19 protein-coding genes are annotated in these 17,139 nt (G+C 72.5%); 10 read left to right on the plus strand and 9 right to left on the minus strand.

The window, feature by feature from the left end:
* Window positions 1-4: 4 nt before the first annotated feature.
* From AB0947_RS07025 to AB0947_RS07040, 4 genes are read right to left on the minus strand one after another with little or no spacing between them, the layout of a single operon-like run.
* On the minus strand, window positions 5-1,249 hold the full coding sequence (locus AB0947_RS07025; protein ID WP_366749226.1) for a ketosynthase chain-length factor: 1,245 nt from the start codon (window positions 1,247-1,249) through the stop codon (window positions 5-7).
* Window positions 1,250-1,256: 7 nt separating this feature from the next.
* Window positions 1,257-2,516 carry a beta-ketoacyl-[acyl-carrier-protein] synthase family protein gene (locus AB0947_RS07030; protein ID WP_366749227.1) on the minus strand — a complete coding sequence of 420 codons (1,260 nt, stop codon included), beginning with the start codon at window positions 2,514-2,516 and terminating at the stop codon, window positions 1,257-1,259.
* Entirely contained in the window at window positions 2,513-2,950 is a 438-nt protein-coding gene (locus AB0947_RS07035; protein WP_225811672.1) for a cupin domain-containing protein, read from the minus strand. Before AB0947_RS07035 ends, AB0947_RS07030 begins: the two co-directional genes overlap by 4 nt.
* Before the next feature lie 34 nt (window positions 2,951-2,984).
* A complete protein-coding gene (locus AB0947_RS07040; RefSeq protein ID WP_366749228.1) occupies window positions 2,985-4,067 on the minus strand; it encodes a SchA/CurD-like domain-containing protein in 1,083 nt (360 codons plus the stop codon).
* 200 nt (window positions 4,068-4,267) lie between these two features.
* On the opposite strand from AB0947_RS07040, the gene AB0947_RS07045 reads away from it, so the two are divergent.
* The gene (locus AB0947_RS07045) at window positions 4,268-5,926 is read left to right on the plus strand and encodes an FAD-dependent monooxygenase (RefSeq protein ID WP_366749229.1); all 1,659 of its coding nucleotides are present in this window, start codon (window positions 4,268-4,270) and stop codon (window positions 5,924-5,926) included.
* A 522-nt stretch (window positions 5,927-6,448) separates the two neighbouring features.
* Here the strand turns inward: AB0947_RS07045 and AB0947_RS07050 are convergent.
* Window positions 6,449-6,919, minus strand: coding sequence for an RDD family protein (locus AB0947_RS07050; protein ID WP_366749230.1), 471 nt, complete (start codon window positions 6,917-6,919; stop codon window positions 6,449-6,451).
* A 210-nt stretch (window positions 6,920-7,129) separates the two neighbouring features.
* On the opposite strand from AB0947_RS07050, the gene glnA reads away from it, so the two are divergent.
* A complete protein-coding gene (gene glnA / locus AB0947_RS07055) occupies window positions 7,130-8,539 on the plus strand; it encodes a type I glutamate--ammonia ligase (protein ID WP_366749231.1) in 1,410 nt (469 codons plus the stop codon).
* A gap of 160 nt (window positions 8,540-8,699) precedes the next feature.
* Here the strand turns inward: glnA and AB0947_RS07060 are convergent, their stop codons facing one another.
* Window positions 8,700-8,900 carry a hypothetical protein gene (locus tag AB0947_RS07060; RefSeq protein ID WP_366749232.1) on the minus strand — a complete coding sequence of 67 codons (201 nt, stop codon included), beginning with the start codon at window positions 8,898-8,900 and terminating at the stop codon, window positions 8,700-8,702.
* A 163-nt stretch (window positions 8,901-9,063) separates the two neighbouring features.
* Window positions 9,064-9,654 (minus strand): isochorismatase family protein, encoded by a 591-nt coding sequence (locus AB0947_RS07065; protein ID WP_366749233.1) that lies wholly within the window; start codon window positions 9,652-9,654, stop codon window positions 9,064-9,066.
* Window positions 9,655-9,765: 111 nt separating this feature from the next.
* Here AB0947_RS07065 and AB0947_RS07070 point away from each other — a divergent pair, with 111 nt between their 5' ends.
* The 4 genes from AB0947_RS07070 to AB0947_RS07085 all read left to right on the plus strand — a co-directional run bounded on the left by AB0947_RS07070 (window position 9,766) and on the right by AB0947_RS07085 (window position 12,744).
* The gene (locus AB0947_RS07070) at window positions 9,766-10,755 is read left to right on the plus strand and encodes a helix-turn-helix domain-containing protein (RefSeq protein WP_366749234.1); all 990 of its coding nucleotides are present in this window, start codon (window positions 9,766-9,768) and stop codon (window positions 10,753-10,755) included.
* A gap of 98 nt (window positions 10,756-10,853) precedes the next feature.
* Window positions 10,854-11,108, plus strand: a complete 255-nt coding sequence (locus tag AB0947_RS07075) for a hypothetical protein (protein WP_366749235.1) — start codon at window positions 10,854-10,856, stop codon at window positions 11,106-11,108.
* A 127-nt stretch (window positions 11,109-11,235) separates the two neighbouring features.
* Window positions 11,236-12,156 carry a zinc metalloprotease HtpX gene (gene htpX, locus AB0947_RS07080; RefSeq protein ID WP_366749236.1) on the plus strand — a complete coding sequence of 307 codons (921 nt, stop codon included), beginning with the start codon at window positions 11,236-11,238 and terminating at the stop codon, window positions 12,154-12,156.
* A gap of 3 nt (window positions 12,157-12,159) precedes the next feature.
* Window positions 12,160-12,744 carry a hypothetical protein gene (locus AB0947_RS07085; protein ID WP_366749237.1) on the plus strand — a complete coding sequence of 195 codons (585 nt, stop codon included), beginning with the start codon at window positions 12,160-12,162 and terminating at the stop codon, window positions 12,742-12,744.
* A gap of 18 nt (window positions 12,745-12,762) precedes the next feature.
* On the opposite strand, the gene AB0947_RS07090 is transcribed toward AB0947_RS07085, so the two are convergent.
* On the minus strand, window positions 12,763-13,044 hold the full coding sequence (locus AB0947_RS07090; protein WP_366749238.1) for a hypothetical protein: 282 nt from the start codon (window positions 13,042-13,044) through the stop codon (window positions 12,763-12,765).
* Window positions 13,045-13,160: 116 nt separating this feature from the next.
* Here AB0947_RS07090 and AB0947_RS07095 point away from each other — a divergent pair, with 116 nt between their 5' ends.
* Window positions 13,161-13,865, plus strand: coding sequence for an alpha/beta fold hydrolase (locus AB0947_RS07095; RefSeq protein WP_366749239.1), 705 nt, complete (start codon window positions 13,161-13,163; stop codon window positions 13,863-13,865).
* Window positions 13,866-13,962: 97 nt separating this feature from the next.
* Window positions 13,963-15,144, plus strand: coding sequence for a winged helix DNA-binding domain-containing protein (locus tag AB0947_RS07100; protein WP_366749240.1), 1,182 nt, complete (start codon window positions 13,963-13,965; stop codon window positions 15,142-15,144).
* A gap of 80 nt (window positions 15,145-15,224) precedes the next feature.
* Here the strand turns inward: AB0947_RS07100 and AB0947_RS07105 are convergent, their stop codons facing one another.
* Entirely contained in the window at window positions 15,225-15,539 is a 315-nt protein-coding gene (locus tag AB0947_RS07105) for a hypothetical protein (protein WP_366749241.1), read from the minus strand.
* A 163-nt stretch (window positions 15,540-15,702) separates the two neighbouring features.
* Here AB0947_RS07105 and AB0947_RS07110 point away from each other — a divergent pair, with 163 nt between their 5' ends.
* Window positions 15,703-16,074 carry an ArsC/Spx/MgsR family protein gene (locus tag AB0947_RS07110; RefSeq protein WP_366749242.1) on the plus strand — a complete coding sequence of 124 codons (372 nt, stop codon included), beginning with the start codon at window positions 15,703-15,705 and terminating at the stop codon, window positions 16,072-16,074.
* Between the two features lie 119 nt (window positions 16,075-16,193).
* A complete protein-coding gene (locus AB0947_RS07115; RefSeq protein WP_366749243.1) occupies window positions 16,194-16,877 on the plus strand; it encodes a hypothetical protein in 684 nt (227 codons plus the stop codon).
* The last annotated feature ends 262 nt before the right edge of the window (window positions 16,878-17,139 follow it).

A 17,139-nucleotide genomic window follows, 5' to 3' on the forward strand; every position in this document is an offset into this window, starting at 1 on the left:
GTGCTCACTGCGCGGTGCCGCGTCGCAGCACCAGCGCCGAGTTCGACCCCATGAGTCCGCGGCTGAGGATCAGCGCCGTCCGCAGTTCGGCGGCGCGGGCGCTGCCGGTCACGAGGTCGAGGTCGTGGCAGACGTCGAAGACGTTCGGCGTCGGCGGGATCAGGCCGTGCTCCATCGCGAGCACGGCCGCCGCGGTGTCCAGGACGGGGGCCGCGCAGTACCCCCGGCCGATCCCGGTCTTCGGCGCGGTGACCGGGACCCGGGCGCCGTGCTCGCCGAGGACGTCGGCGATCGCCAGCGCCTCGGCCCGGTCGGCCTCCGGTACCCCGAGGGCGTCGGCGAAGACGACGTCGACCTCCTCGGGAGCGCACCCGGCCTCCGCCAGGGCCTGCCGGACGGCCTGGGCGAGCCCCTCGCGGGACCGGTCCCAGCGGGAGGCGCCGGTGAAGGTCGCCCCGTGTCCGGCCACGACGGCCTTGATGTCGGCGCCGCGGGACCGGGCGGCGCCGGCCGCCTCGACCACGAGCATCCCGCCGCCCTCGGCGGGCACGAACCCGCAGGCGCCGTCCGTGAACGGGCGGTAGGCCCGGGACGGGTCCGTCTCCCGGCTCAGTTCCTCGTAGCCGAGCTGGCAGACCATCGAGTACGGCGCGAGCGGCGCCTCGGTGGAGCCGGCCACGATCACGTCGGTGCCGCGCCGCACGGCCCGTGCCGCGTGGGCGAGGGCGTCCAGGCCGCCGGCCTCGTCGGAGGCGACGACCGAGCAGGGTCCCTTGAAGCCGCGGCGGATGGACACCTGGCCGGTGCTCGCGGCGTAGAACCAGGCGATGGACTGGTACGGCCCGACGAACCGGCTCCCCTTGCCCCACAGTTGCTGGAGTTCGCGCTGGCCGAACTCGCCGCCGCCGGACCCGGCGGCGGTGACCACGCCGATGGAGTACGGCGCGTCGGGGATGTCGCCCAGCGCGAGCCGGGCGTCGTCCAGTGCGAAGTCGGCCGCGGCCATGGCGTAGTGCGTGAACCGGTCGGTCTGGACGAGGAAGCGCTCCTCGATCGTGGCGGCCGGTTCGAAGGCGCGGACCTCACCGGCCACCTTGAGGGGAAGGTGCTCACAGCCCTCGCGGGTGACCCGGTCGAGGACGCTGAGGCCCTCCTGGGTGGCCTTCCAGAAGGTGCCGGTGGTGGTGCCGTTGGGCGCGACCACCCCGATACCGGTGATGGCCGCCTGCCGGTCCTGCGGTTCGCTCATCGTGTCCTCACTCCCTCGGCCGGGTCAGGATCACCGCGGACTGGAATCCGCCGAATCCGCTGCCCACGGACAGCACGCTGGTCAGCTTCCGTTCGCGGGCGACGCGCGGGACGTAGTCCAGGTCGCACTCGGGGTCGGGGATCTCGTAGTTCGCGGTCGGCGGGACGACCTGCTTGGCGAGGGCCAGGACGCACGCGACGAGTTCGATGGCGCCGATCGCCCCGAGGGAGTGCCCCACCATGGATTTGATGGAGCTCATCGGGGTGTCGTAGGCGTGGTGGCCCAGCGCCCGCTTCACGGCCGCCGTCTCGTGGCGGTCGTTCTGCCGGGTGCCGGAGCCGTGCGCGTTGACGTAGTCGATCGCCGTGGGGTCGAGACGCGCCTGGTCCAGTGCGGTGTCGATGGCCCGCGCCATCTCCAGGCCCTCCTTGGTCAGGCCGGTCATGTGGTAGGCGTTGCCGAAGGTGGCGTAGCCGCCGAACTCGCAGTACACGTGGGCGCCGCGGGCCCGGGCGTGCTCCAGTTCCTCCAGGACGAGCACCGCGCCGCCCTCGCCCATGACGAAGCCGTCACGGTTGTTGTCGAAGGGGCGGGAGGCGTGCGCGGGGTCGTCGTTGTTCGGTGAGGTGGCCTTGATCGCGTCGAAGCAGGCCATGGTGATCGGGGAGATCGGAGAGTCCGAGGCTCCCGCGATGCATATGTCGGCGCGGCCCTCCTGGACGGTGTGGAAGGCGTAGCCGACCGCGTCGAGTCCCGAGGTGCAGCCGGTGGAGACGGTCTGCACGGGACCCTGGGCGCCGAAACGTTCCGCCACCGCGGAGGCCACGGTGCTCGGCGAGAACGCCCGGTGCAGCTGCGGCTCCGCCTCGGTGTGGTCCACGTCCCAGCGCTGCCCGCGATGGCTGACCAGGACGTAGTCGTGCTCCAGCCGGGTGGTGCCGCCGACGGCGGTGCCCACGGAGACACCGACCCGCCAGGGGTCCTCCTGGCCGAGGTCGAGACCGGAGTCCCGGACCGCCTCCGCGCCGGCGACCAGGGCGAACTGTATGTACCGGTCCGCCCGTTCGACCTGTCCGGCGTCCAGGCCGTACGCGGCGGGCTCGAAGTCGCACTCGGCGGCGATCCGGGACCGCAGCCCGGTCGGGTCGAAGAACGTGATGCCCCGCGTCGCGGTACGGCCGTCGGCGAGCAGATCCCAGAACGCCGGTACGCCGATCCCTCCCGGGGCGACGACGCCTATGCCGGTGACCGCCACGCGCCGGTTCATGAGCCGACCCGTGCCCGGTCGGCCGGATCGGCGGCGACGGCGACGGCCTCCGTCTCCTCGGTGTCGACGTGGCCGAGGGCCGGCCGGGGGGCCAGCGGGCCCAGGTGGAAGACGATCCGCGCCTCCACGTTGCCGACGTTGCGGAAGCGGTGCCGCATGTTCATGGGGATCATCAGCCCCTGCTCGGGCCGCAGCGGGTGCGGCTCACCGTCCAGGTCCACCTCCAGCTGTCCGCACAGGACGTACACGAACTCCTCGGAGTAGGGGTGGTAGTGCTCGCCGATGCGGTCGCCGGGCTGCACGATGGCCACGCCCATGAAGCCGCTGGTGGAGCCCACCGTGGCCGGGGTGAGCATGGCGCGCAGATCGCCGCCGCGCCGGGTGTTGGGCTCGATCTCGCTGAGGTCCACGATCTTCGGAAGGGGTTTGATCACGACGTTCCTCCGTTGGTGTGCTGGCCTGCCGGGCTCAGGCGTCCGGCGAGCGGCGGTCGGTGACGAGGTCCATGCCGACGGGCTCGCCGTCCAGCAGGGCGCTCAGCGCGGCCTGACGGCCGGGCTCCGGCAGCGGGACGCGGGCGCCGGTGCCGGGGCGTACGTCGACCAGCCGGACGACGACGTCGTCACGCTGGAAGATCGTGCTGCGCAGCACCGGGCTGTCCGGGTCCTCCGTCGCCGCCTCGTCCTGCTGGGCGAGCAGCTCCGCCAGCCGCATCCCGCAGTCCGGCCGGGCCGGGTAGTACAGCGCCTGCCGCTCGCCCTCGGCGGACTCGTCCGCGGTGACGTGGTGCACGGCCGGCAGCGCCGCCCGGGTGAAGAACACCCGCGCGGACTCCTGGTCGTTCAGGTCCCGCTCCTGCTCCAGGTAGGGGTTGATGGCCTCCTCGACGGCCCGCACCTCGGGCTGCCGGGCGACGTGCCGCAGCGCCGCGAGCAGGTCGCCGCGCACCTCGATGGCCCGCACGACCCGGTTGCCGTGCATGAACAGCGAGGTCCTGCACAGCCGGGTGGTCTCGTCGACCCGCGCCTGGGGCGAGGCGTAGTCCGCGAGGATCTTCGCGACCTTCTCCTCGCTGCCCGGCCTGACCGTGAAGGTCAGCGCGTGCCGGATCACGCCGTCCCCGATCCGCGGGGACGCCTGGAGCCGGCGCCGTGACGCGGCCCCGGCCGGCTCGCCGCCGGTCTCGCGGACGATGTGGAACCGCAGCGACCGGGTGTCCCGGACGCAGCTGTGCAGCGGTTCCACCATCCGCACGTGCTCCTCGCTGTTCACCCAGGTGAGGAACGGCGGGGCGCTCTCCCACTCGCTGGTGATGAGCCATTGGGAGGGGTTCTCGATCGACTGGCACAGCTGGTCGCTGACGTGGCCGGGCACCTGCGCCACCTGGTTGCACAGCTGCTCGTAGGCCTCCAGGAACTGCTGCTGGGCGCCGTCGTTGACGTCCACGAGCAGGACGACCCGGAGACGGGAGCCGTCGAACACGGACTGGGAGACCCTCGTCGACGCCTGACGCGTCGACTGGTCCGACATCTTTTCCGACAAGGTGGTCATGCTGCGCATCTCCTTCACGGGGGCAGAGGCGAACGCCGGCCGCCGATGACGCGACGTCAGCGCTTCTTGATCCTGTGCCGCTTCCCGCACAACGCGCGACTCGCGTGAACCACGTGGGTGATTGAGCACGCGAAACCCGTCCCAGAGGGCACAGAAACAGCAGCGCGCCTCACATCCCGCCCCCTGCCTCTGGAGCCTTGATGCAGCACAAAGCCGATCACCAGGTGCCCGTCCTCGTCGTGGGCGGTTCGCTGGTGGGCCTGTCCCTCTCCCTGTTCCTGGGCCGTCTCGGCGTACCCCACATGCTCGTCGAGCGGCACTCCGGGACCTCGATCCACCCGCGTGGCCGCGGCAACAACCTGCGGACGATGGAGCTGTACCGGGTCGCCGGCATCGAGCCGGACATCAAGGCGGCGGCCTCGCTGCTCGCGGCCAACCATGGCATCCTGCAGACCCCGACCCTGGTCGGCGACGCCGGCGAGTGGCTGTTCAAGCACATCGACCCGGGCGGCGGGCTGGCGAGGTTCAGCCCCACGGCCTGGTGCCTGTGCAGCCAGAACGACCTGGAGCCGGTGCTGCTGAAGGGGGCCCGCGCGCTCGGCGGGGACCTGCGGTACTTCCACGAGCTGGAGGGCTTCGAACAGGACCCCGAAGGAGTGACGGCGTTCGTCCGGGACCGGGACAGCGACGAGCTGTACACGGTCCGCGCGGACTACCTGGTCGCGTGCGACGGCCCGCGCAGTCCCGTACGGCGCCGGCTCGGCATCGGGCAGAGCGGCCCCGGCGACCTCTTCGCGAACGTGAGCGTCACCTTCCGGTCCAAGCTGCTCGCCGAGACGGTCGGCGACCGGCACTTCATCTGCTGCTACCTCACCAATCCGGAGGCCGACGGCGCCCTGCTCCCGGTCGACAACAAGGAGCACTGGGTCTTCCACGCGCCCTGGCACCCGGAGCAGGGCGAGACGCTGGAGGAGTTCACCGAGGAGCGGCTCCAGCGGCACATCCGGCTGGCCGTCGGCGTCCCCGACCTGGACGTCGAGATCACCGGAAAGGCGTCCTGGCGTGCCGCCGAACGCGTCGCCGAGCGGTACACGGCCGGCCGGGTGCTGCTGGCCGGCGACTCCGCCCACGAGATGTCCCCGACCGGCGCCTTCGGCTCCAACACCGGCATCCAGGACGCCCACAACCTGGCCTGGAAACTCTCCGCCGTCCTCGACGGCTGGGCCGGGCCCGCCCTGCTGGAGACCTACGACACCGAGCGCCGGCCCGTCGCGATGGCGACCAGCGCCCGCGCCTCCGCCCGCTCGGTGGAGCACAGCCACCCGGGTTTCGCGCCCACGCCCGGCGTCGGCGGCGGCCCGCGCAGCGGCATCCTCCCCGTCGTCCTCGCCTACCGCTATCTGGAGGGGGCCGTCATCGGCGCCGACCCCGCCCAGCCGGTCGTACCCGACGGGGTGCGGCTGACCGCGGACCCGGGCAGCCGGGCGCCGCACCTGTGGCTGCGCCGCGCGGGTGACCGGCTCTCCACGATCGACCTCTACGAGCGCTCGCTGGTGCTGCTCTGCGACGCGGGGTCGGCCGCGGGCGGGGCCTGGCACGCCGCCGCCCGGAAGATCGCCCGCACGGACGGCGTACGGCTGGAGGCGTACCGCATCGGTACGGGCGCGGACGCCGACCTCACCTACGACGGGGACGGCACCGGAGACGGCGGTGACTGGGCCGCGCTGCACGGCACGACGGCGGACGGGGCGGTGCTGGTACGCCCCGACGGTTTCGTCGCCTGGCGCGCGACCAGCGCCGCGACCGACCCGGAGACGGAGCTGCGGTCGGTACTGGCGGCGGTGCTGCGCAGGAGGTGACGGCGGTGCGGGGATGACTGCTGCGGGTGGCTGCCGCCGGTGGCCGGGCCCGGCGCCGGGCTCTGTGAGACTTCGCCGGGCGGGGCCGTGCCTTGGGGCCCCGCGTGGCCCCGGCGCGGTGGCGCTCCGCGGGGCCGTGGCACCTCGCGGCTCGGCCCCGACGACGCGACGGGCCACGGGCGGGCCGCGTGGCGTGTCCGCTGGGGCGGCGCCGTGACCCCGTGCGCCCCGGCCCCGACGGCGCGACCGGCTACGGGCAGCCCGCATGACGCCGCGGGACTTCGCTGAGGCGGGGCCGTCACCCGTGCGGCTCGACCCCCACGGCGCGACCGACCACCGGCGAGCCGCATGCCGCCGTGGCGCACCGCTGGGCCACGAGGCCGTGACCCCGTGCCCCCATGGCGCGACCGGCTACGGGCGACCCGCATGACGCCGTGGGACTTCGCTGAGGCGGGGCCGTGACCCCGTGGGACCCGGCCCCGATGGCGCGACCCGCCACGGGGGAAGCGCGGGGGCGCTCGGTCAGATGCGTACTTCGACCGTCTGTGCGATCCGGTCGTGCAGGCCGCGGCCGTCGCGGTCCCAGACCAGGGCGGGGATCGCGAGGCACAGCAGGACGGTGCGCAGCAGGGCGCGTCCGGGGTTGACCGTGCCCGTCCGCAGGGCCACGACCCGGATGCCGAAGAGCCGCTTGCCGGGGGTGAAGCCGACCGTGCCGACGGTCAGGATGCTCATGACGAAGAAGACACCGAGCGCCCAGTTGCTGGTGGCAGGGGCCCGGTAGCCGCCCGTGATCAGGCCGTATGCGATCAGGACGCACAGCGCCCAGTCCACGGCGAGTGCGCCGAGGCGCCGTCCGGGCCGTGCGATCGAGTTCGGCCCGTGCTCCGGGAGGCCGAGCTGTTCGCCCCGGTACCCGAAGTCGGCGCCCGCCTCTTCCAGGGCCGCGCGCGGCCCGGAGAGCCACGATCCGATTGCCTGCCTGTTGTCCACGCCTCCACGGTACTGTGCCCGGTTTCGGGCACTACGCACAGGGGTGTGTCAGGGCTACGGTGGACACGTGGCCGGTTAACTTCTGCGAAACAAATGGGTCACGCCCGAGAAATCACCCGTCCCTAGGGTCGAGACCAGCGTGTGCCACCGCACTGGCCGCACGAACGATCTACCACCCCGGCGAGGACGGTCGGGAGTAGGAGGAGCTGGATGTTCCAGAACGCCGACGAGGCCAAGAAGTTCATCGCGGACGAGGACGTCAAGTTCGTCGACGTCCGCTTCTGCGACCTGCCGGGCGTCATGCAGCACTTCACGGTGCCCGTTGAGGCGTTCGACCCGGACGAGGAGCTGGCCTTCGACGGATCGTCGATCCGTGGTTTCCAGGCCATCCACGAGTCCGACATGGCTCTGCGTGCCGACCTGTCCACCTCGCGTGTGGACCCGTTCCGCCGCGACAAGACCCTCAACATCAACTTCTTCATCCACGACCCGATCACGGGCGAGCAGTACTCCCGTGACCCGCGCAACGTGGCGAAGAAGGCGGAGGCGTACCTGGCGTCGACCGGGATCGCGGACACCGCGTACTTCGGCCCCGAGGCCGAGTTCTACGTCTTCGACAGCGTCCGTTTCGCCACCTCCGCGAACGAGTCCTTCTACCACATCGACTCCGAGGCGGGCGCCTGGAACACCGGCGCCGTCGAGAACAACCGCGGGTACAAGGTCCGCTACAAGGGCGGCTACTTCCCGGTGGCCCCGGTCGACCACTTCGCCGACCTGCGCGCCGAGATCTCCCTGGAGCTGGAGCGGTCCGGCCTGAAGGTCGAGCGCCAGCACCACGAGGTGGGCACGGCCGGCCAGGCGGAGATCAACTACAAGTTCAACACCCTGCTCGCCGCCGCCGACGACCTCCAGCTCTTCAAGTACATCGTGAAGAACGTCGCCTGGCGCAACGGCAAGACCGCGACCTTCATGCCGAAGCCGATCTTCGGTGACAACGGCTCGGGCATGCACGTGCACCAGTCGCTGTGGTCGGGCGGCGACCCGCTGTTCTACGACGAGGCCGGTTACGCGGGCCTGTCGGACATGGCCCGCTACTACATCGGCGGCATCCTCAAGCACGCCCCGTCGCTGCTGGCCTTCACCAACCCGACGGTGAACTCGTACCACCGTCTGGTGCCGGGCTTCGAGGCGCCGATCAACCTGGTGTACTCGCAGCGCAACCGCTCCGCCGCGATGCGTATCCCGATCACGGGCTCCAACCCGAAGGCCAAGCGCGTCGAGTTCCGCGCGCCCGACTCCTCCGGCAACCCGTACCTTGCGTTCTCGGCCCTGCTCCTCGCGGGCCTGGACGGCATCAAGAACAAGATCGAGCCGGCCGAGCCGATCGACAAGGACCTGTACGAGCTGGCTCCCGAGGAGCACGCGAACGTCGCCCAGGTCCCGACCTCGCTGAACGCCGTCCTCGACGCGCTGGAGGCCGACCACGAGTTCCTCCTCCAGGGCGACGTGTTCACGTCCGACCTGATCGAGACGTGGATCGACTTCAAGCGCACGAACGAGATCGCCCCGCTCCAGCTGCGCCCGCACCCGCACGAGTTCGAGCTGTACTTCGACGTGTGACATCGCCCCAGGCCGGAGCGGGTAGCCGCTCCCCTGGTTGGGCTGTGGGCCGTCGGCCGTGTTCTTCCTCCCCGGGAAGGGCACGGCCGACGGCCTGTTCCGGGCGGACGCCCGGCCGCCGGGTGGCGTTCGTGGCTGTGCCGAAGGGCCACGCTCAGCTTCACCAGGAGTGAGACCGCGTTCGATTACCGCCAAGAAGTCTCCGGATCAGCATGAACGTGCCCGCGACGATCAGGGCCGCCCCGATCAGGATCAAGGCCACCCCAATGGTGATCAGGAACGTCCCGACAAGGACCAGAAGCGCCCCGATCAGGACCAAGAGCGTACCGATGATGAGCAGAAAGATCGCGAGGACGGTCACGGTCGTCTCCTGTCCTCCCTCCCGCTCTGACCCCTTCCCTGCCGCCGCACAAACACTCCGCTCCGCGATCACCGCTGACGTCCGGTTTTCACTGGTCGGAAGGGCCCGTTGACCGGGACTCCAAGGCAGCGGCGCCGCACCATCACTTCCCGGCGTTCCCGGCTCAGGTCAGCGCGGACGCCGACGGTGCGACCACGCCGTAGAGGTCCGTGACGGTGGCGAGGGCGCTGTGGTGGAGCTGGGTCGCGGGGACCTCGCCGAGCGGGGTGCGCAGGGGGCGGGTCGCGCAGGCGTCGGCGACCACGGTGGGGCGGTTGCCGCGCAGGAACGCGCCCTGCGCGGTGAACAGGACGCACATGTGGGTCATGAAGCCGGCGATCACGACGTCCCGGTGGCCGGCGGCGTCCACGTGCTCGGCGAGGCCGGTGCCGTGGAACGCGTCGGGGGCGGTCTTGACGACGACCGCTTCGCCGTCGAGCGGGGCGACACGGGGGTGGATGCGGCCGATCTCGGCGCGGATGTCGTACGGGGTGCCCTCGCCGCCGTCGTTGACCACGTGGACGATCCGCGTGCCCGCCGCACGGGCTGTGGCCAGCAGGCCGGCCGCGGCGTCGAGGGCGGCCTGCCAGCCGTCCAGCTCCATCACGCCGCGCGTGTAGGTGTTCTGGTAGTCGACCAGGATCAGCGTGGAGCCGGCGAGCGAGGCCGGGGTCTGGTCGAAGCCGTTCAGGTCGCGCAGGGTCGTGCTGGGCATGGCGGCCCCTTCTCGGGTGGCGGTGTGGGTACGGCGACCACGCTAGGAGCCGCCCCGGATGGCGGCAATGTCGGGTAACTTGCAGATCCGGACATCCGAAAGGGGGAGGGCGTGGGCGACGGCCGGCGGTTCGTGGTGATCATGCTGTTCGACGGCGTCGACCTGCTGGACGTCACCGGCCCGCCGGAGGTGTTCGCCCTGCTCCGGCGGGAGACCGGCGGCGAGAGCGGGTACGAGGCGGTGCTGGCCGCCGAGACCATGGAGCCCGTCACGACCGCCGCCGGGGTGCGGGTGCTGCCCGACCGCACCTTCGCGGAGGTGTCCGGGCGCGCCATCGACACCCTGCTGGTGCCGGGCTCGGTCGAGGTCGACGGGGAACGCCGGGTGCGCGCCCTCGCCGATCCCGGCGTCGTCGCCCGGGTGCGCGCGCTCGCCGCCCGCAGCCGGCGCGTCGCCTCCGTCTGCGTGGGCGCGCACCTGCTCGCCGCCGCCGGCCTGCTGGACGGCAGGCGGGCCACCACCCACTGGTCGACCGCCGGGCAGCTCGCCGCCGAGCACCCCTCGGTCGAGGTCGACGCCGACCCGATCTTCATCCGGGACGGCGGGGTGTGGACCGGCGCGGGCATCACCGCCTGCCTGGACCTGTCGCTCGCGCTGGTCGCCGAGGACTTCGGGGAGGCCGTCGCCCTGCGGGTCGCCCGTCAGCTGGTCATGTACCTGAAGCGGCCGGGCGGGCAGAGCCAGTTCAGTGTGCCCGTCGAGCCCGTCTCGACCACCCGGCGCATGGCCGGCCTGCGCCACTTCGTCGCGGAGCACCTCACCGGGCCGCTGACCGTCGCCGACCTCGCCCGGCACGCCCACGTCAGCGAGCGCCAGCTGGCCCGCGTCTTCAAGGCGGAACTCGGCATGACCCCGGCCGCCTACCTGGAGGCGGCCCGCGTCGAGGCCGCCCGGAACCACCTGGAGACCACGGACGACACCCTCGACCGGATCGCCTCCGCGTGCGGTTTCGGTACGACCGACACCCTGATCAGGGCGTTCCGCCGCAAGCTGGACACCACTCCCACGGAGTACCGCAGCCGTTTCCGCCACTCCGGCTGACCATGTCCCGGCCCGTGCAACCTTTCCCGCTTCTCAGACTTCCTATTGTCGGGGGATCATCCCTCCGGATCGTGTCGGACGAGAGAGGTTGAACGGGGATGCCGGAACAGGACGAATGGGAGCGCGAGTTCGATCACCGGTGGGCGAACTCCGCCGAGCACAAGGAGCCCTCCGCCCGGGCCCGGATGCTCGCCGCCCGCTGGAAGGAGAACCCCCCGGACCCGGCGCCGTTCCGCGCCGACCCGGACCCGGTCCCGCGCCGGTCCTCCTGGGTCTCGACGGCCGTGGTCCTCGGCTGCGTGGCGGCGGTCATCGTGCTGCTGGGGTATGCGCAGATGCGTTCCCCCTACTGACGCTTCGCCCCGCTGACTGCCCCGCTGACCCTTTGCCCCGCCTAGAGGGGTTCCGGACCGCTTCATGGGCATCCGCAGGTGCACACTGGACAGCGGGACGAGTGCCTGACTTTCGGGGTGATGCAAGATGCGGAGCCGGTTCCGGAGCGATCGGCGGCTGACCGTGCGCATGGGTCTGACGCTGTTCCTGCTAGGGCTGCTGTACGTGGGCTTCGTCGCCGCACTGATCGTGCTGCTGAAGTCCTGGATACTGGTCGCCGTCCTGATCGGGGCGCTGTTCGTGGCGCAGTTCTGGTTCTCCGACCGGATCGCGATGTTCGCCATGCACGGGCGGGTCGTGGAGCGGGAGGAGTATCCCGGGCTGCACGCCGTCGTCGACCGGCTGTGCGCGATCGCGGACATGCCCAAGCCGGTGGTCGCCGTGTCCGCGATGGACATGCCGAACGCGTTCGCGACCGGGCGCAGCCCCGAGCACGCGGTCGTCTGTGTGACCACCGGGCTGCTGCGCCGGCTGGAGCCGGCGGAACTGGAGGGCGTGCTCGCGCACGAGTTGTCGCACGTGCGGCACAAGGACGTCGCCGTGATCACGGTCGCGTCGTTCCTCGGGGTGCTCGCGGGCCTGATCGTGCGGTTCGCCCTCTACTCGCAGGTCTTCGGCTCGGGCCGCCGGGACCAGAACACGGCCGCGGTCTTCGCCGCGGTCCTGGGCGTCTCGGTGGCCGTGTACGCGATCAGCTTCCTGCTGATCCGCTCGCTGTCCCGGTACCGGGAGCTGGCGGCCGACCGCGCCGCGGCGCACCTGACCGGCCGGCCCTCGGCGCTGGCGGCGGCGCTCACCAAGGTCTCCGGGGAGATCGCGCGGATCCCGACCAAGGACCTGCGCACGGCACAGGCGTTCAACGCCTTCTACTTCACCCCGGCGACCGGCCGCGAGCCCGGCATCGAGCGGTTCTTCTCCACGCACCCGACCCTGGAGCAGCGGCTGGAGCAGCTCGGCCGGATCTCGGCGGAGCTGGGCGAGGCCGCCACCCCGGGGAAGGCGGGCTGAGCGGTGGGGCTGCTGGACATCCTGCTGGGCCGTACGAAACCGGTCGCGCCCGATCTCGACCGGCTCTTCGCGCTGCCGTCGGCGGCCGTGACGCTGGAGGCGGCGGCGGGTTTCACGCCGACCGGGGAGGGGGCGGTGTGCTTCGCCACGGTGGAGGGCGCGGCCTTCGAGCAGACGCACCGCGAGGTGCAGGCGCTGCTGGACGCGGACACCGACCGGACCGGTCCGCCGGTGGAACTGCGCCGGGACGGCTACGGCTACTCCTGGCTGGTGTCCCGGCGCTCCCCCGGCCAGCTGCCCGAGCTGGTCAACGATCTGCACGCCGTGAACAGTTCGCTGGAGGTCAACGGCTTCGGCCCGCAGCTGCTGTGCTCGCTGGCCGGGTTCACCGACGGCACCGGCCGGAAGCTGGCGCTCGTCTACCTCTACAAGCGCGGCACGTTCTACCCGTTCGCCCCGCTGCCCGGCGCCGCCGAGCGGCGGGACACCCCACTGGAACTCCAGCTGAAGGCCACGCTCGACAACGACCTGCGGATCGAGCAGGACCTCGGCCGCTGGTTCCCGGTGTGGGGCGCCCCCGGCCTGTGACGGCCGGCGACGCCCCGCTCACTTCCCGCCCTTCTCCCGCTCCTGCCGCCGGGCCTCGAAGGGCCGCTCACGGCGGTAGCGGCGCTCCCACCTGGCCTGCCGGTCCCGGCGGTCCCGGTACGCCCGGTAGCTGTCGGGCGGGGCGCCCGGGCCGGGGCCGGCCGGCGGGGTGGTGCCGGGCGAGCCGCGGCCGTGCGTCGCGTACAGGTACAGCAGGACGACGGCGGCGAGCCACCACAGGTGGTCACCGGTTCCGAGGAGCGCCAGGACGACGGTCCCGGCCGCGAGAATGCCACGCATGACGGACCTCCTGGGTGGGTCGCGGGGACGCGCTTCGTTCGCTCAGCGTAGTGAATTGGTAACATTCCGTGCACCCGTTTTTCCGGGGCGCGGGCGGCCGTGAGTGAATGGCCCGCATGGACGAACTCACCGGTTTCCACCACCCGTACGACGGTGAACGGCTCAGCGGGGTGAGCGCCGGACGGCCCGGCCGCACCACGGCACTCCTGTTGCACGGCGCGGGCAACGGCAGCAAGCAGCGGCTGCTGCCCCTCCTGGCCGACTTCGCCGCCCGCGGCTGCCGCGCCCTGGCGTTCGACTTCTCCGGCCACGGCGAGAGCACGGGCGCGCTCGCGGAGTCGAGCCTGCGGCGGCGGTACGAGCAGGCGGTGGCGGTGCTCGACGCGCACGTCCCGGAGGACGACCCGCTGATCCTGGTCGGCTTCAGCATGAGCGGGCAGACGGTGGCGGACCTGGTACGGCACTACGGGCGCCGGGTGGCGGCGGTGGGCCTGTGCGCGCCCGCCGTCTACCCGCCCGCGGCCTGGGACGTGCCGTTCGGCACCGGCGAGGGACGCTTCTCGGAGCTGATCCGCACGCCCGACGGCTGGCGCGACTCCCCCGCCCTGGAGGCGTTCCGTGCGTACGAGGGGCGGGCGGTGCTCGCGGTCCCGGGGACGGACACGATCATCCCCCCGGCGGTGACCCGGGCCGTCCAGGAGGCGCTCTCGACCCGCGCCGACTGCACCCGCCTCGACCTCCCCGACGCCGACCACATGCTGGGCCGGTGGCTCCACGACCACCCCGGGGACCGCCGGGAGTTCGTGAAGACCCTGCTGTAGCCCGGCGCGCGGCTCCGCCGCCTCGCCCCCGCGAGCGTTGTCAGTGGCACCGGCGACCATGGCGGCAACGGATCGTTGAGCCGAAGGGGAGGCCGGTATGGCGGAGGGACGGCGGTACGTAGACGGGGTGGAGCGGCGGGCCCGGCTGGCCGTGCGGCACCGGCTGGCCGGGGCGGCGCGGGCGGTGACGCCCGAGGAGGTCGCGGCCTCCCTGGTCGCCCTGCACGGCTCGGACCCGGCGACCGTGCACCTGGCGGTGGCCGCCCGGCTGACCGACCCCGCGAAGGCGGTGCCGGAGACGGAGCGGGCGCTGTACGAGGACCGCACGCTGGTGCGGATGCACGGCATGCGGCACACGGTGTTCGTGTTCCCGGCGGCCCTGACGGCCGTCGTCCACGCCTCGACGGGCCTCACGGTAGCCGCCCGGGAGCGCGCGGCCCTGCTCCGGGACATGGCGCTGGCCGGTGCGCCGGACGCGGCCTGGCTGGCGGAGGTCGAGGAGGCCACGCTCGCCGCGCTGGCCCGGCGCGGCCAGGCGACCGCGGCGGAGCTGGCGGCGGACGAGCCGCGCCTGCGCGAGCGGTTCGTCCACGCGGCCGGGAAGAGCTACGAGGGCGTCCACACCGTCTCGACCCGCCTGCTGCGCGTGCTCGGCGTGGAGGGCAAAGTCGTCCGCGGCCGCCCGCTCGGCTCCTGGACGTCGAGCCAGTTCCGCTGGGCGCCGGCGCCGCCCCATCCCGAGCTGGACCCGGCCGCGGCCCAGGCGGACCTGCTGCGCCACTGGCTGCGGGCGTGCGGCCCGGCGACCGAGGCGGACCTGAAGTGGTGGACGGGCTGGACGCTCCGGGAGGTCCGCCGGGCGCTGGCCGCGATCGGCGCGGAGGAGGTCGCCCTGGACGAGGGCACCGGATACGTCGACGCCGGCGACGCGGAGCCGGTGACGGGACCCGGCGCGCCGTGGGCGGCGCTGCTGCCCGCCCTGGACCCCACGGCCATGGCCTGGCAGCAGCGCGACTGGTACCTGGACCCGGCGCTGCGCCCCCTGCTCTTCGACCGCAGCGGCAACGTGGGTCCGACGGTGTGGTGGAACGGCCGCGTGGTGGGCGGCTGGACCCAGCGCGCGGACGGCGGGATCGTCTGGCGGATCCCCGGGGAAGGTGTCCGCCGGGAGGCCGCGGCCGAGGTCGCGGCGGAGGCGGAGCGGCTGCGCGGCTGGCTGGGCGCGACCCGGATCACCCCGCGCTTCCGGACTCCGCTGGAGCGGGAACTGACGGCGTGACGGTGCGCTGGAGCGGGCTGACGGCGTGACGGTGCCGGGTGCCCGCGCCGGTGACGCGGGCACCCGGCACCACGGCCGGCTCAGCGCGAGTAACGCATCAGCGCCCGCACCATGTGGCACGTGGTGTCGGACGGCGGGCGCATCCCGATCCGCTCCGCCGTGTCGCAGATCGTCTCGTTCCGGGCCTGGTTGGGCAGGTACACGCCGGAGTCGAGCAGGGCTATGGCCAGGCGCATGGCCTTCAGACGCCGGTTGTGCGTGACGTACCACTCGCGCGGCCGTCCGGCCGGCAGCGGCCGCTTCGCCACGGGCTCGTAGGGCGAGTCGAACAGCACGGAACGCTGGGCGGTGGACTGGGTCGGCAACGGCTTCGGCTTCAGGGCGGCAGCGGGCACAGGCATCCTCCTGTCGCGGTCAGGGCACGCACCGGGGTCCGGCGCGCACCCTCGAACACTGCTTCTATTCTACGGGGCACCACTGACAAAAGCCCCTGGCCACAAGGGCTTTAGGGGCTCCAGTGACGGGGGTGCCCAACGGTTTTCGCGTACCGTGTCCGGCATGGAGATCTGGATCAATCCCGCCTGTTCCAAGTGCCGCAGCGCGGTCGGTCTGCTGGACGCCGAGGGGGCCGAGTACACCGTCCGCCGTTACCTGGAGGACGTGCCGAGCGCCGACGAGATCAGGGCCGTACTGGACCGGCTGCACCTCGAACCGTGGGACATCACGCGCACCCAGGAGCCGGCCGCCAAGGAGCTGGGGCTCAAGGAGTGGCCGCGGGACGCGAGCGCGCGGGACCGCTGGATCGCCGCGCTCAGCGAGCACCCCGAGCTGATCCAGCGCCCGATCATCACCGCGGACGACGGTACGACGCTGGTGGCCCGCAGCGAGGAGGCCGTGCGGGAGGCCATCTCCCACAGCGGCAAGGGCTGAGGCCGGGGCAACTCCCGCGTGACACAGGTCACTTCACCGACTCCTGTAACCGCTGAGTAACCACGTTCGGTATCTCGTACATAGCGGCGTACGCTCCCCTACCTCTTCAGGAGGCGCGCATGTCGCGCAGGAGAACCCTCGGTACCAAGAAGAAGCTCGCGCTGCTCGTCAGCGCCGCGGCGGTGGCGGGCGGCGGGGCCTTCGCCCTGGCGACCACCTCCAACGCCGCGCAGAGCCCGCAGGGCGCCAGGACGCTGTCCGCCGGGGACGCGACCGTCTGCCAGGGGCTGGCCACGGCCCTCGGCAACAACGAGAGGTTCATCGCGGACCAGAAGGCGAAACCGGACGCGCAGTCGGCGGCCCGGATCGCCAACCGGCAGGCGGTCGTCGAGCAGATCAAGGTCCAGCAGAAGGCGTCCGGTTGCACCGTCGGGGAGTCGGCTCAGGGCTCCCAGGCGGCGCCGGGCGGCGGCACCGGGCAGAGTGCGGGCCAGCAGGGCGCAGGCCAGCAGGGCGGGGGTGCGCAGCAGGGCGGAGGCGCCCCGCAAGGCGCAGGCCGGCAGGTGTGCAAGGGCTCCACCGTGACGCTCTCCGGCGAGGGCGGCGCCCCGGCCGCGTCCAGCAACCAGTTCCCGGCGGGGACGACCCTGAAGGTCACCAACCTGGACAACGACAAGTCCACCACGGTGAAGGTGACGTCCGTCTCCGGCAGTTGCGTCCTGCTCAACAACGCCGCCTTCGAACAGGTCCGGGAACCGGGCAAGTTCCTCATCCGGCGCGCGGTGATCGAGAAGGTGGGGTGAGGCTCGGGAAACCGACAGGAAACCGGTGAGGTGGCGGACCAGGGCCGGTGGTGCCGTCCGCGGCAGCAGCGCACCGGCCCGCGCCACCGCCTCGTGAGGGTCGAGGGTCCTGCTGCTCGCGGCCTCGGGCAGCAGGACCGGCGCCGGCCTCCTGGCGGGCCGGCCGGCCGGGGCCGGGCGACCAGGTGGGCCCGGACGCGGAACGACCAGGTAACACGGGGTTCACGGACGGGCAATGGACGGGAAACGGCCTGTTGACAAG

This window comes from Streptomyces sp. NPDC047841, from assembly GCF_040704085.1.
Classification (GTDB): Bacteria; Actinomycetota; Actinomycetes; order Streptomycetales; family Streptomycetaceae; genus Streptomyces; species Streptomyces argyrophylli.